This window comes from Caproiciproducens lactatisolvens (genome assembly GCF_052443335.1).
Classification (GTDB): Bacteria; Bacillota; Clostridia; order Oscillospirales; family Acutalibacteraceae; genus Caproiciproducens.
The window spans coordinates 3,080,252-3,093,618 of record NZ_CP195750.1 but is presented as its reverse complement, the minus strand read 5'-3'; the positions used below and the strand labels follow the sequence as shown (position 1 = coordinate 3,093,618).

At 55.7% G+C, this 13,367-nt stretch carries 15 protein-coding genes; 4 read left to right on the top strand and 11 right to left on the bottom strand.

All coding sequences use genetic code 11. The features are described from left to right. Positions 1–46: 46 nt before the first annotated feature. The 4 genes from ychF (at position 47) to ACRQV7_RS15240 (ending at position 4,085) form a co-directional block, all read left to right on the top strand. Positions 47–1,141 carry a redox-regulated ATPase YchF gene (ychF, locus tag ACRQV7_RS15255; RefSeq protein ID WP_444658895.1) on the top strand — a complete coding sequence of 365 codons (1,095 nt, stop codon included), beginning with the start codon at positions 47–49 and terminating at the stop codon, positions 1,139–1,141. Positions 1,142–1,638: 497 nt separating this feature from the next. Further along, the gene (gene rbr, locus ACRQV7_RS15250) at positions 1,639–2,178 is read left to right on the top strand and encodes a rubrerythrin (RefSeq protein ID WP_444658894.1); all 540 of its coding nucleotides are present in this window, start codon (positions 1,639–1,641) and stop codon (positions 2,176–2,178) included. Positions 2,179–2,416: 238 nt separating this feature from the next. Then, positions 2,417–3,262, top strand: a complete 846-nt coding sequence (locus ACRQV7_RS15245) for a motility protein A (protein ID WP_275714523.1) — start codon at positions 2,417–2,419, stop codon at positions 3,260–3,262. Then, on the top strand, positions 3,252–4,085 hold the full coding sequence (locus ACRQV7_RS15240) for an OmpA/MotB family protein (RefSeq protein WP_275714521.1): 834 nt from the start codon (positions 3,252–3,254) through the stop codon (positions 4,083–4,085). The genes ACRQV7_RS15245 and ACRQV7_RS15240 overlap by 11 nt, the downstream gene beginning before the upstream one ends. A 22-nt stretch (positions 4,086–4,107) precedes the next feature. Here ACRQV7_RS15240 and ACRQV7_RS15235 read toward each other — a convergent pair whose 3' ends face one another. From ACRQV7_RS15235 to ACRQV7_RS15185, 11 genes are all read right to left on the bottom strand, one after another. Beyond that, positions 4,108–4,758 (bottom strand): DUF6179 domain-containing protein, encoded by a 651-nt coding sequence (locus tag ACRQV7_RS15235; RefSeq protein ID WP_444658893.1) that lies wholly within the window; start codon positions 4,756–4,758, stop codon positions 4,108–4,110. After that, positions 4,748–5,260 (bottom strand): DUF6323 family protein, encoded by a 513-nt coding sequence (locus ACRQV7_RS15230; RefSeq protein WP_444658892.1) that lies wholly within the window; start codon positions 5,258–5,260, stop codon positions 4,748–4,750. Before ACRQV7_RS15230 ends, ACRQV7_RS15235 begins: the two co-directional genes overlap by 11 nt. A 681-nt stretch (positions 5,261–5,941) precedes the next feature. Continuing rightward, positions 5,942–6,571 (bottom strand): chloramphenicol acetyltransferase, encoded by a 630-nt coding sequence (locus tag ACRQV7_RS15225; RefSeq protein ID WP_275714515.1) that lies wholly within the window; start codon positions 6,569–6,571, stop codon positions 5,942–5,944. A 98-nt stretch (positions 6,572–6,669) separates the two neighbouring features. After that, complete coding sequence (gene rsmI / locus ACRQV7_RS15220) at positions 6,670–7,500, bottom strand: 16S rRNA (cytidine(1402)-2'-O)-methyltransferase (RefSeq protein ID WP_275714513.1); 831 nt, start codon at positions 7,498–7,500, stop codon at positions 6,670–6,672. Beyond that, positions 7,497–8,252 carry a tRNA1(Val) (adenine(37)-N6)-methyltransferase gene (locus tag ACRQV7_RS15215; RefSeq protein WP_444658891.1) on the bottom strand — a complete coding sequence of 252 codons (756 nt, stop codon included), beginning with the start codon at positions 8,250–8,252 and terminating at the stop codon, positions 7,497–7,499. The genes rsmI and ACRQV7_RS15215 overlap by 4 nt, the downstream gene beginning before the upstream one ends. Before the next feature lie 138 nt (positions 8,253–8,390). Then, entirely contained in the window at positions 8,391–8,561 is a 171-nt protein-coding gene (locus ACRQV7_RS15210) for a DUF362 domain-containing protein (protein ID WP_081928417.1), read from the bottom strand. A gap of 83 nt (positions 8,562–8,644) precedes the next feature. Continuing rightward, a complete protein-coding gene (locus ACRQV7_RS15205) occupies positions 8,645–9,514 on the bottom strand; it encodes a PSP1 domain-containing protein (protein ID WP_444658890.1) in 870 nt (289 codons plus the stop codon). A 28-nt stretch (positions 9,515–9,542) separates the two neighbouring features. Beyond that, positions 9,543–10,415: an ATP-binding protein gene (locus ACRQV7_RS15200; RefSeq protein ID WP_444658889.1), complete on the bottom strand. Its 873-nt coding sequence runs from the start codon at positions 10,413–10,415 to the stop codon at positions 9,543–9,545. Beyond that, a complete protein-coding gene (locus tag ACRQV7_RS15195; RefSeq protein ID WP_038326145.1) occupies positions 10,412–10,735 on the bottom strand; it encodes a cyclic-di-AMP receptor in 324 nt (107 codons plus the stop codon). Before ACRQV7_RS15195 ends, ACRQV7_RS15200 begins: the two co-directional genes overlap by 4 nt. Positions 10,736–10,867: 132 nt before the next feature. Continuing rightward, complete coding sequence (locus ACRQV7_RS15190) at positions 10,868–12,151, bottom strand: aminotransferase class I/II-fold pyridoxal phosphate-dependent enzyme (protein WP_444658888.1); 1,284 nt, start codon at positions 12,149–12,151, stop codon at positions 10,868–10,870. Positions 12,152–12,205: 54 nt separating this feature from the next. After that, a complete protein-coding gene (locus tag ACRQV7_RS15185; protein WP_444658887.1) occupies positions 12,206–13,189 on the bottom strand; it encodes an LCP family protein in 984 nt (327 codons plus the stop codon). Between the last annotated feature and the right edge of the window lie 178 nt (positions 13,190–13,367).

Genomic DNA, 13,367 nt, shown 5'->3' with positions numbered 1-13,367 from the left:
TTTATAATAGGGTCATGAATAACAGAGACAAAGAGGGAATTAAAATATGAAGCTTGGCATTGTGGGGCTGCCGAATGTCGGCAAAAGCACCCTGTTCAACGCGATCACAAACGCGGGCGCGCAGTCCGCGAACTATCCGTTCTGCACCATCGAGCCCAACGTGGGCGTGGTCGCGGTGCCGGACAAACGGCTGGACAAGCTGGCGGAAATGTACCATCCGGAAAAATACACCCCCGCCACCATCGAGTTTATGGATATCGCCGGGCTGGTGCGCGGCGCGAGCAAGGGCGAGGGGCTCGGCAATAAATTCCTTGCCAATATCCGCGAGTCCGACGCGATCGTGCATGTGGTGCGGTGCTTTGTCAACGACGACATCATCCATGTGGAGGGGAGCATCGACCCGAAAAGGGATATTGAGACCATCAATCTGGAACTGATCCTCTCCGATATGGAGGTCCTTGACCGCCGGATCGACAAAACGCAGAAGATGATCAAGGCCGACAAAAAATACCAGGCGGAATACGACTTTTTCCTGCGTGTCAGGGAAACGCTCGACGCCGGAAAATCCGCGCGCAGCGTGGAGTGCACAGAGGAAGAGGCGGAGCTGCTCAACTCCGTTTCCCTTCTGACCAACAAGCCGGTCATTTACGCCGCCAATGTGAGCGAGGACGACTTTAAGGGCGGAATCGAAAACAATGAGTATTTTAAGGTGGTAAAAGAGATCGCCGACAGCGAGCACGCGGGCGTTCTGCCCATCTGCGCGGAGATCGAGGCGGAGATCAGCGGCATGGACAAGGACGAAAAGGAGCTGTTCCTTTCCGACATGGGATTGAAGGAGTCCGGCCTTGACCGCCTGATCAACGCCTGCTACAGCCTGCTGGGGCTCATTTCCTACCTGACGGCGGGCCAGCCGGAGGTGCGCGCGTGGACGATCAAAAAAGGGACCAAGGCGCCGCAGGCGGCTGGAAAAATCCACACCGATTTTGAGCGCGGCTTTATCCGCGCCGAGGTGGTCGCGTTCGACGACCTGATGGCGTGCGGCACCATGGCCGCCGCAAAGGAAAAGGGCCTTGTCCGCAGCGAAGGGAAAGAGTATGTGATGAAGGACGGGGACATCGTATTGTTCCGGTTCAACGTCTGATAAACAAGGATTCCGGCCCTTTTCTAACCCCCGCCTCCCTCTAAGAGGGAGGTGTCGCGCTCGGCGCGACGGAAGGAGTTTCGGAGCGTCTCGCTCACGGTTTAAGGTAAACTGACTGGAAGCATCGCCGTAGGCGAGTGCACCCCCGGGGTATCCCCAAAGTACCTTTGTGTGGCACGATACTGCTGTGGTTTTCATTGACGGGAGGTACGGCAACTGGGATTAAACTTCCTCAGTCAGGCTACGCCTGCCAGCCCCCTCGGGGAGGGGGCCGAATCCCAGCCTCCCTCCGTGAGGGGTTTGTTTCGGGGTGTTCCGAGACCGATTCAACATGCAACTGTCTGAGAGCATCGCCGTAGGCGCGTGCCGACCGCAGGTCCCATTTTTGGAAGAAAAATCGGATGCTTTCTTGCGTGGGGCGGATTCCTGATGTATAATTGACTCAGGCAAACAAATTCTATTCTATATGGAAATTTATCTGAAGGAGGAACTTTATCATGGAATTAAAAGGAAGTAAAACAGAAGCGAATTTATTGGCTGCATTTGCGGGTGAATCCCAGGCAAGAAACAAGTATACCTTTTACGCGTCCAAGGCGAAAAAGGACGGATACGAGCAGATCGCGGCCATTTTTGAAGAGACTGCCAACAATGAAAAAGAACACGCGAAGCTGTGGTTTAAATATCTGCATGGCGGCGAGATAGGCCCGACAACGGACAACCTGGACGACGCGGCAAGCGGCGAGCGGTATGAATGGACGGAAATGTACAAGGAATTTGCCGATGTCGCCGAGCAGGAAGGCTTCACCGAGATCGCGCAGACCATGCGCCTGATCGCGACCGTGGAAAAGAGCCACGAGGAGCGTTACCGCAAGGTCCTGCAGAATATCAAGGAAGACATCGTATTTAAAGCAGGGGAAGAGACCGTCTGGGTCTGCCGCAACTGCGGTTATATCCATATCGGCAAGAACGCGCCGGAAAAATGCCCCGCCTGCAAGCATCCGCAATCCTACTTCGAGCGCAGAGCGGTCAATTATTAATCCAAGCTTTCGAAAGGAGCGGGCCGTATGGCCCGCCCTTCATTCAAAAAGGCAAAGCATCGGAAACGGTGCTTTGCCTTTTTGGGTTGACAGCGGAAAATACGGAGTCACATATTTTATCATTTTCTTTATGAAAACTTAATGGGTTTTAAAAATAAGATTATTAAATTTCTGTGGAATGAAACGATATAAATTATAAAACATAAAAATGAATTCAAGTAGATTTGAAGGGAAAAAGATGAGAAAACATGATCACTCCACCGCCTTTGGTTTGATTTGCGGAGCTATGGTAATCGCGATCAGCGCCATATGGGGGAAAAAGGACATCAGAAGCGCACTGCTGCTTTTTTACGATGTCCCGTCGATTTTTATTGTGCTGGGCGGGTCGCTGTGCGCCATTGTGGTCGCCTTCCAATGGGATACGCTGAAAAGCGTGCCGTCCATCCTGAAAAATGCTTTTCTGGACAAACAGCTTCCCAAAAAAAAGACTATCGAATTGTTTGTGGAGCTGTCCAAACAGGCGCGCAGAACGGGAATTTTATCGCTGGAAAACAATCTGGAGAAAATTACCGACAAATACACGAAATCGGGGATCATGCTGGTCATCGACGGCACGAATGAAGAGACGATCCGAAGGATCAAGACGCTGGAAATCGACAACACCATCGAAAGGCATAAAAAATGCATCCAGCTGTTCCGGCTTTGGGCGAACCTCGCGCCGTCGTTCGGGATGCTGGGCACCTTTATGGGCCTGATTCAGATGATGGGGAATTTTCAGGATATGAGCAAGTTTTCCGCCGCGTTCGCGACCGTGCTGGTCACTTCGTTCTACGGGGTCATTCTGGCCAACCTGGTATTTTCTCCGCTTGCCAATAAGCTGGATATCAAAAATTCCGAAGAGATCAACAGAATGCAGATGGTTCTGGAGGGCATCATAGGCATCCAGACGGGAATAAGCCCCAGAATTATGGAAGATAATTTGAAGGCTTTCCTGTCGCCGTCGGAAAAGCTGGGCTACGAGCTGGTGGATATCAAAAATCTCAAGAGCCGCGGCGACGAAAAGGTAAAGAACCATGTCGCTTAAAAACAGTCTGGAAAACTCGGAGGACAACTGGCTGATTTCCTATGCCGATATGATGACGCTGCTGCTGTTCCTGTTTATTATTCTGTACGCCATGGCGGTGCAGAAGGAAGGGGCAAACCAAATACCTGCCGCTTCCGCCGCCCCGGCCGCGTCTGCCGCCGGTCAGGCCGCGGACCAGAGCAGTACGGGGGAGACGGCCGCGTATTATTATATCGACAAAAACAGCTCCGCCGCGGGAACCGCGAGCAAAAGCAGTTCGAGCAGCAAAAGCGCCGCGGCAAAAACTGCGGCGGGCAAGAGCGCCGCAAGCAAAAGCAGCAGTACGAAAAAAGTCACTACCGCGGCCAAAAACAGCGCGGGAAAGAGCAGCACCGGCAAGAAGCCCACGTATAACGAGGTGGAGTCGTTTGTGGAAAACAACAGCCTGAAAGGCACGGTGAGCGTACAGCAGGTGGAGACCGGCATCGTGTTCGACATTCAGGCCGAGGTGCTTTTTGACGAGGGAAGCTCTCAGCTCCGGCCGGAGAGCTATACGGTTCTCAACAAAATCGGCAAATATATCGGATCGCTGTCAAACGACATCATTATTGCCGGACACACCGACAACCAGCCCGTCGACACGGGAAACTACCAGTCGAACTGGGAGCTTTCCTGCGACCGCGCAACCAAGGTGCTGAGGTATTTTACGGATACGGAAAAGCTGGCCCCGCAGAGGTTCCAGGCGGTGGGGTACGGCGGATACCGGCCGATCGCGGACAACGGCACCGCCGGCGGAAGACAGCAGAACCGCAGGGTAGAGGTGATCGTCGTCGAGGTCCCGTGAACGGAAAATCAGCGGTCCGCCCCTATTTCTGTTCCAGAATCAGCTCTTTGATATTGACCAGCATTTCACGGTAGTCCAGGCGGTGCCTGACCCCGTGGGTCAGCAGCAGGCTGCGGATATAATTTTTGCCGTACCCCGCGCAGAACTCGTTTTCCTCAAGCAGCTCCAGAAGGTAATTCCGGATATAGAGAATCCCCGTTACGCTCAGATCGTCGCTGAAAAGGGGATAGCTGATGTTTGCCATGGCGCTGAGTTCTGTGGTCTTTTGCGCCTGAAACCGGGGATCATAGCCCTTCAGAAGCAGACTGATTTCGGAATCGACCGTATGATTGTAGGCGATCAGCTCCGTCTGCACGCGGGTCGCCTTCACTTTCTTTAAAAGCTGTCTGCACTCGGTAACATACTGCCTGACAAGCTCCAGCCCGCTGAAAAAAATCTGCTGCAAATCAAACGCGCGCAGCGCGGCGTACGGGTCGGGCAGAGTATTGAGGTAGGCGGTCATACAGTACAGCATGGATTCAAAAAGGGACTGCGCCGTTTCCACCGGCACCGAATTGCTTTCGTAGCCCGTGTACCGCAGAATCTCCTCGCTGAGCATGTTCAGCAGGCGGGCCTGCACATCCTGAATTTCATCCGGATTTAAAAAAGCGGCGATCGCGGCGTTACTGTTCATCCAAATCCTCCTTTTCATCCTCATCCGGCTCGTCCGGCTCTGGGTCCATATTGGTATAGTCTGCCCGGCCGAAGCGCAGATTTTCAGCCAGCTTCTGCAGCTCCCGGTTCGCCAGCAGGTCCAGCGAACCGCCGCAGCGGTTTTCAAAGGCATCCTTCATAAAAGCGATTAGCTCGTTGTCCGGAATCAGGTCGAGCGTTTCATTTTTATAGTAGTAAAACAGCTCGATCAGCTCGTGCAGGACCGGGGAATAATTCTGCTGGCTGAGGTAGGCGGAGCCGCAGAAGGCTTCGACCAGACGGCCGATGGTGGCGCTGCCGATTTCAATGCGTCCGTTTGCGCTGAGCGCTTCGGTGCGCGACTGAATCAGCGCGGAAACGTCCGTGGGGGAAAGCGTCAGACCCAGAGACTCCGTTTTTTCATTCAGGCTTAAAAGCTGGGCGGCGGCGGTCGGGTCGGAAAACAGGTCGAGAGAAAAGACGGCGGATAGGCGGCTGTCCAATCAAAAATCCCCCTTAAAAAAATATTTTTGAAAAACCTATTGACAAACAAAAATGAATGTGCTAAACTATAAACAGTATTATGAGAATAGTATATATGTTCGCCATTCAACAGTATACCATTGATTCGTAAAAGAGTCAATGGTTTTTTTATGCTCATTTTTACTGATATAAACAAAAGGAAACGGCGGGGCAAGAGATCTATTAGGGGGATCCCGTCCCGCCGTTCCTTCGGCAAGACGCAAAAAAACGCCGCACACGGATGACTCACCCATATACAACGTTCTACATCAAAGCGCACGGATATTATCAACGAACCTCTGTACAAAAACCGAAAGAGGCGGTATAATAATAACCGCAATGTGCTGATTATTCAGTTGCCTATGGAGCCTGATTCTCCGTAAGCAGGGGGCGGGGTGCTGTAACACTCCGTTCCTGCATTGCGCTTTTTATTGCGCCTTACAAGGGCATTATAGCGCGTTTTTTCCCGTAACGCAAGAGGAAATGTAAAAATATGACAGTTTATCAATGGAAAACCGGCGCCGGGAGTGTCTTCCGGCGCCGGTTCTATTACAAACCCCCCTCCCGCTGAACTCCTCTTGCGCATCACCGATTGAACTTATTGAAGAGCAGGAATGCGAAAGGGGGCGGGGACGGGCTTAGCCGAAAATCCGGCAGCGCGGTCAGTAGCGGTCCAGATCGCGCTGCAGCCGTTCCACATATCTTCCGGCATGAACGCCGTCCATCAGCGCGTGGTTTGCCTGAATGGAAAAAGGCAGGAGCGTTTTTTCACCGTCCTTAAAATATTTTCCCCAGGCGATGCGCGGAATGGAATCGTCCCTGTCCAGCGCGATGGGATGCGTCACCTGCGTAAAGGAGAACCAGGGAACGCAGGTGATGTAGAGCACGTCGTCGCGCTCTTCCTGTTCCGGATCCATAAACGTCTTTTGCGCGGCGGATCTGCGCGACGCTTTTTCCGAAAAGGAGCAGATATCTTCCGTTAAATCGACTCCTACGCACTTGAACAGGTCGCTGTCCCTGTCAAGATCGGTAAAGGAGGGGTGTACTTTGTCGTGAAGAACTACCCGTCCCCCGCGGATGCGGCAGCGGAATTCGGGTATTTCGTTCGCCGCCCGGGTCGCGGCGAAGCCCATCGCGTAGTAGAAGGAAAGGCGGCGCTCCTTCACAAAGGGCAGAAATTTTGTGATATCTAAATTCAGGCTGACGCTGAACATGGGATATTCCATTTTATAAAAATGCCGGAAATGCTCTTTCCTGGGCCATGTTTCCATATTGATGTATTCCACTTTCATCCCTGCTTCCCTAAATCCTGTTTGAAAAAATCAGCAAACCGCAGTCCCGGCTAAGGGCTGTGCCGGCTGGCGTAAAAATGCCCGGAATACGGCAAAATTCAATCCTGCCGTAAAATCGCCCGGTAGATTTCGCCTTTTTTGAAACCGGTCCCGGCGGCGGCCTGTCTGGCGGCGTCCGAGGCCGAAAGGCCGTCTTCCATATATCTCTTCGCGAAGGCGACGCCGTCCTCCAGTGTAAACGATTCCTGCTCCTTTTGGGGCGCGCCCTCGATCACCAGCACAAATTCCCCCTTCGCGCCGCCGTCGGCATAGCGCGCGGCGGCTTCGGAAAGGGTGGTGCGGATGACCTCCTCGTGAATCTTCGTCAGTTCGCGCACCAGCGCGATGCGCCGGTCGCCCCACGCCGCGAGCATGTCGCTCAGGGTGGTGGAAAGCTTGTGCGGCGCTTCGTAAAAAATCATGGTGCGGGTCTCGCTTCTGACTTCCTCCAGATGCTCCCGGCGGCTTTTCCTGCCGACGCTCAGAAAGCCCTCGAACGTAAAGCGGCCGGTCGGCAGCCCGGAAACCGCCAGCGCCGAAACGACCGCGCTCGGGCCGGGCACAACGTAAACCGGGATTCCGCGCTCCGCGCACTGGGCGACCAGAAGCTCCCCCGGGTCGGAAATGGCGGGCATCCCCGCGTCCGAAACGAGCGCGCAGGTTTCCCCCGCCTCGATGCGCGCGCAGATCACGTCCCCGCGCTCGCGTTTGTTGTGCTCAAAATAGCTGACCATCGGCTTTTTGATGCCGAAATGGTTGAGCAGCTTCAGCGTGACACGCGTGTCCTCCGCGGCGATGAAATCGGCTTCCCGCAGGGTTTCCGCCGCGCGCGGGGAAAAATCGGAGAGATTGCCGATCGGCGTGCCGACCACCATTAATTTTCCGCTCATGTTGCTGCCGCTCCTTTATTCTGTGCGTATTCGCCGTAGATTGCGGCCATTTCCCCGGAATAGCCGCCGCCGTCCTCGATCAGCAGGACGGGGTCTATCACCATGCCGGGTTTTCCGCCCCGGTTTGCCTGTAACAGGAAAAGCGACGGGGGCTTGTCCGCGCGCTGCTGCACCAGGCGCAGGCGTTTGGGCTCGAGCCCCGCGCTTCTCAGGTCCAGCAGGACGCTGCAAAGGCGCTCCGGGCGCAGGCAGCAGCAGAAGCGGCCGCCGAACCGGAGCAGGTACGCCGCGCTTCGAGCGATTTCCGCAAAGCTGCACGCAACCTCGTGCCGCGCGACGCGGCGGGATTCCTCCGGGTTTTTCAGGCCCGCGCCCTCCTCCTTGTACGGCGGGTTGCAGGCGATGAGGTCGAGCCGGTTGGCGGGCAGGGCAGAATTTTGCCGGATCGCGGTCATGTCGCAGCAGAGCAGCCTGACCGTGCCGGTCAGGCGGTTCAGCGCCACGGAGCGGCGGGCCATTTCACAGGCCTCCCGCTGAATTTCCACGCCGTAAATTTTTTTCGGTTTTGCCTTCGCGCACCAGATCAGCGGGACGGCACCGCAGCCCGTGCCGAAATCCGCGCAGGTTTCGCCTGCTTTCGGCAGGGAAAACGACGCGAGCAGAATGGTGTCGGTATTAAAGCGGTGCGCCTGTGAAACGATCACCGAAATTTCGCGCGAAAGCGGTTCAAGGTGTTCATCGGGTAAAAGCATAAGGTCCCTCGGTTATCCCTGTTTTTATAAGATTCAAAGAATGACTGGCTTTCAAGAGTTTTGGCTGATTTCAGAGGTTTATTACATAAGAAAAAAGACGGCGCGCAACAACGCTCCGCCTTTCGTCCACATGTAAAATTATTCCTGTGCAGGAGCGCCTACGGGGCAAACATCCGCGCAAGCACCGCATTCTGTGCAAAGATCAGCGTCGATAACGTACTTGCCGTCACCTTCCGAAATTGCGTTTACAGGACAGCCTGCCGCACATGCGCCGCAGGAAATGCAGTCGTCACTAATTGCATATGCCATGGGAAAACACCTCCATATAAAATTACAACATAATTCTATCATAAATAACAAAAATTGCAACCGTAATCAGGCAAAAAATAAATTTAATCTTTTTCCAGTTTTTTCAGCTCTTCCAGCTCGCTGCGGTCAATATTGACCTGTCCGCCCTTGATCAGCTTTACCTGGCACACCTTAAAGGCCTGGGGTGCGGCGTCCGGCGCGGAGTCAAGGCGCACCTGCAAAACACCGGTCAGCATGTTCAGGTCGGTAACGGTGCCCTTGCCGGCCGGCGTGGTCACGATGGAGTTTACGCTTGGGGTGGAGCGGATCAGGTCCTGATAGGCCTCCTGCTCGTATTTCAGGCAGCACATCAGGCGCCCGCAGGTGCCGGAAATTTTGACCGGGTTCAGGGAAAGGCCCTGCTCCTTGGCCATCTTGATGGAAACCGGCTGAAACCCGCCCAAAAAGGTCGAGCAGCAGAACGGCCGGCCGCAGATGCCCAGCCCGCCGAGCATTTTCGCCTCGTCGCGCACGCCGATCTGGCGCAGCTCGATTCTGGTGCGGAAAACCGACGCCAGGTCCTTGACCAGCTCGCGGAAATCCACGCGCCCGTCGGCGGTAAAATAAAACAGGATTTTGGTGTTGTCAAAGGTGTATTCCACGTCCACCAGCTTCATTTCCAGCTTGTGGGCCGCTATTTTCTTCAGGCAGATCTGAAAAGCCGTTTTTTCCTTCGCGGCGTTTTCCTCCATCTTTTTCAGGTCGTCCCTGGTGGCGACGCGGATCAGCTTTTTCAGCGGCTGCACAATGCCTTCGTCGCTGATCCGGCGGTTTTCCATCGCGATTTCGCCGCATTCAATTCCGCGGGCGGTTTCCACGATGACCATATCGCCCTGCTTCAGTGTATTCCCGTCGGGGTCAAAATAGTATATCTTGCCTACATTTTTAAAACGAACGCCAATTACTTCGGCCATGGGAACCTCCAATATCATAAAATAGGGACTATCTTCCGGCGCCGGCGCGCAGATTCGCGCACAGAGCCGTTACCAGCAGCGCCGCGTTTGCGTTCAGGTCGAGCGCGCGCTGCGCTTTCTGCACTTCGTCCAGCAGGGAAAGAAGCTTTTCGCGGGTCAGTCCCGCGCCGAGAGCCGCCGCCGCTTCCCTTTGACCGGAAAGGCAGACGTTCCCGCCCGAACGAAGCACCGCTGCGTCGCGCAGAATCAGCCCGAGCTGGGGCAGGACGGCGCGCAGCCTGTCTTTATCTTTTGAAAGATCCGCCGTCAAATACAGCAGGTCCGTTTCGTTTGCGGCGGTGATCGCCGCCGCCAGTTTTTCCATATACGCGGGGTCGGCACCTGTTTCCGCGCGCGCGCCCTCCAGCGAAAAAATCTGCGCGCGCGAGCGCACGGTGGGCAGGAGCGCCGAAGCGCTCACGGCCGTCAGCAGGAACAGCACGTTTTCGGGCGGTTCCTCAAAAACCTTTAACAGGGCGTTTTGGGAGACCTCGCTCATATTCTGTACGCCGTAAAGGGCGTAAACCTTGGTCTGCGCTTCATGGGGCCGGATGTACGCGTCCGAGCGGATCCGGCGGATTGCGTCGATGGGAAAGGCGCGCGGGTTCGCGTCGCCGTCCAGCGTGAGAATATCGGGGTGGGAACCGGCCTGCGCTTTGACGCAGCCCGGACAGCCGCCGCAGGGACGGGTTTCGCCGGAGCACACGGCGGCCCGGGCCAGCATCGCGGCAAGGGCGTTGCGCTCCTGCGCGGGACCTTCCAGAATGATCGCGTGCGCAAGCCGGCCCTCGCCGAACGAGAGCGCAAGCTGCTTTATGATTTCCTCATTGCCGGAAAATCCGCCGATACGAAGACTGGTCATACCTTCTCAAATCGGTCCACGCTTAAAACGAAAATGGTCGACCCGCCGACGGTGACTTCGACGGGAAACGAAGAATACATGCCGACGTCCATGGTTGTCGTGCTCGGGACAAGCTGGGTGCGGCGGCTGCTCTGCTTTGCAATGATGGAGATGACCTGATCGACCTTGTCATCCTCCGTGCCTACGATGAAGGTGGTGTTGCCCGCCATTAAAAAACCGCCGGTCGTTGCAAGCTTGGTAACGGAAAAACCGTCCTTGGTCAGCGCCGCGGAAACCATGCCGCTGTCGTCGTTGCTCACAATCGCAAGTACCAGTTTCATAATGAATCCCTCCACTTTTATCATTCAACGGAAAGAACAGATATCCAAATCTGATTCCAACAGCAATATTCAAAATCCGCGAAAATGTTTTCCGTTTCGCTTTTCCGCTTAATTTGTTTGATTCCTGTTTTATTATTTTAGCACTTTTATTGAAAAAAAGCCATACCCCTGTAAAAACCGGAGAACATCTTTTGTAATTTCCTCCCCGGGCATCACGACGGGGACGCCCGGCGGGCAGGGGCACGCGGCCTGCGCCGCGACTCTGCCCAGCGCGTTTTCCAGCGGAACCGTCTCCGCGGCGGAAAAAACGGCCTCGCGCAGACCGGCTTTTACAGGGGGCAGGGGAGGAAGCTCCGGCGTTACGGGAAGCGGGGACCGCGCCGGAAGCAGCTCGATTGCGTCCCTTAGACGGGCGAAATCGCTTTCCGTGTTGAACGGAGTCGCAATGAACACCACATGGGCGCCGTCGGCGTACTCCGGCTCCACGCCTGCGCCGCGGAAAATCTCCGCCGCCGCGCTACCCGAAAGGCCGATGGAGGCGGTGTCCAGCGTGATGCGCGTCGGGTCCGACGGGCCCGACGGCAAGGAAAGACCGTGTTCGAGCGCGGCGAGCCTGATTTTCTGAACGCGCTGCTGCAGGGCGGCGTATTCGCCTTTGTGCGCTTCCAGCCACGCGCGTGCCAGATCGAGCGAAGCCATTACCGCGTAGTTGGGGCTGGTGGAGCCGAAAAGAGCCATGGCGTCCTTGGCCCCGTCCGCGAACCGGCTGTCCGCGATATGGAGCCACGCGCCGCCGGTCAGCACGTTCAGCGTTTTGTGCGCGGAGCAGGCGGTCATGCTCGCGCCGAGGGCGAGCGGATGGAGCACGGGGTCGGTGAACATCAGGTGCGCGCCGTGCGCGTTGTCCACAAGAAGCGGAATATCCGCCTGTCTGCAGGCCCGCGCGATCGCAGGAATGTCCAGCAGCTCCCCGTAGTAGTTGGGGCTGGTGACATAGACGGCCTTTGCGTCCGGATTGCGTTCCACGGCGGAGATGATTTCCCCGGGCAGAGCCCAGACCGGCTGAATGTCCAGCAGCGCCATGGCGTTGACCGCGCTGCGGTGCAGCACCCGGGAGCAGACGGCCTTTCCGCCGACCGGCGCGGCGAGCCGGAGCATAGCCTGGATGCACAGGGTGCAGCCGCCCGCGGAAATGCAGGTGCGCCCGGCGTGAAACAGCTTTGCGGCCAGACGCTCGGCCTCCAGGATCGGGCCGTCCGCCTCAAACAGGCTGTCCGTGTCCGGCAGCTCCGTAAAATCCAGGGAAAATAGATCCTGCGGCAGAGAGAGGGGGTTGTTTTTATGGCCCGGCGTGTGGAACGAGGCGCGGTTTAAGCTCCTGTGGTTCACAAGCGCGGTATAAAGCGGAGTCGGCATAGACTTTTCTCCTTTAACTGAAAGGCCGCACGGCGTAAGCCGTGCGGCCTTTCCTTATTTTCCCTGATAGGTTTTGCTCGGCAAATCCGTTTCATAGATAAAATCCGCGACGGTTTTCTGGCATTTTTCAAGGTCGGGCACCAGCACGTCCGCGGGGGAACCGCCGATGGAGACCCGCTGGGAGGTATATTCGTTGTTCGCCGGAATGCGGTTCTGGCTGACGGGGTAATTCAGGTAGGTCAGCGCGTTCGTTGCCATATTCAGCACTTCGTTTTTTGTCATATTGGTGGTAACAAGGGGAAGAATATCGTACAGCGCCTGGTTGATGGTGCCGAGGTTCGCTGTTTTGAATTTGTTGACGATGCTGGAAAAAACCTTGCGCTGGCGCTCGGTGCGCTCAAAGTCGTCGCCGATGGCGCGGATACGGGAATAGTAGAGCGCCTGCTTGCCGCTCAGCAGGAAGGTGCCGGCGGACAGGTTGCGCCGGGGATCGCCGGAGTTCTGGTTGATCAGCTTCGCTTCGCCGGAGGTGATGGTCATGGTCACGCCGCCGAGCTTGTTCACAATTTTGGAGAAGGACGCGTAATCGATCAGGACAAAGCGGTCGATATCGGTGCCGAAGTTCGCTTCAATGGTGGAGACGGAAAGCTGCGGGCCGCCCGTTGAATAAGCGACGTTCAGGCGCTGGCTGCCGTGGCCGGGGATCGCGACGTACATGTCGCGCATAAAGGAGGTCAGCTTCAGCTTCTTGTGGCGGGAATCGACCGAAACCATCATCATGCTGTCGCTGCGGCCGGGGTCGTTCGGCTGGTAATCGTCCACGCCCATGACCAGAATATTGGTGATGGCGTCGTCGTGGTACAGCCCGCCCAGAACGCCCGCCTGCGCGCTGGTGTCGCCGCTGGCGGTTCCCTCCTGGAAAATCGGGGCGGTTTCCACCTTGGAAACCGGGTCCTCCAGCGGGACAAAATTGATCCTTCCAAGCATCTGGTCGGCATAAACGCAGCCGACGCCGGAAATCAGAAGGACGACACTCAAAAATAAGATCGCTATATTTCGGATGAGAGCTTTTTTACTTTTGCCCTTATTCGGGCTTTTCTTTGTTTTATTCACAACATCAGTCCTCAATCGACATTTTTTAAAGTAATAACCGCTATATTATAACCCCTTGCGGAAAAAGAATAATTTTTTAAAAGAACAATTTTGTGAACAGAAT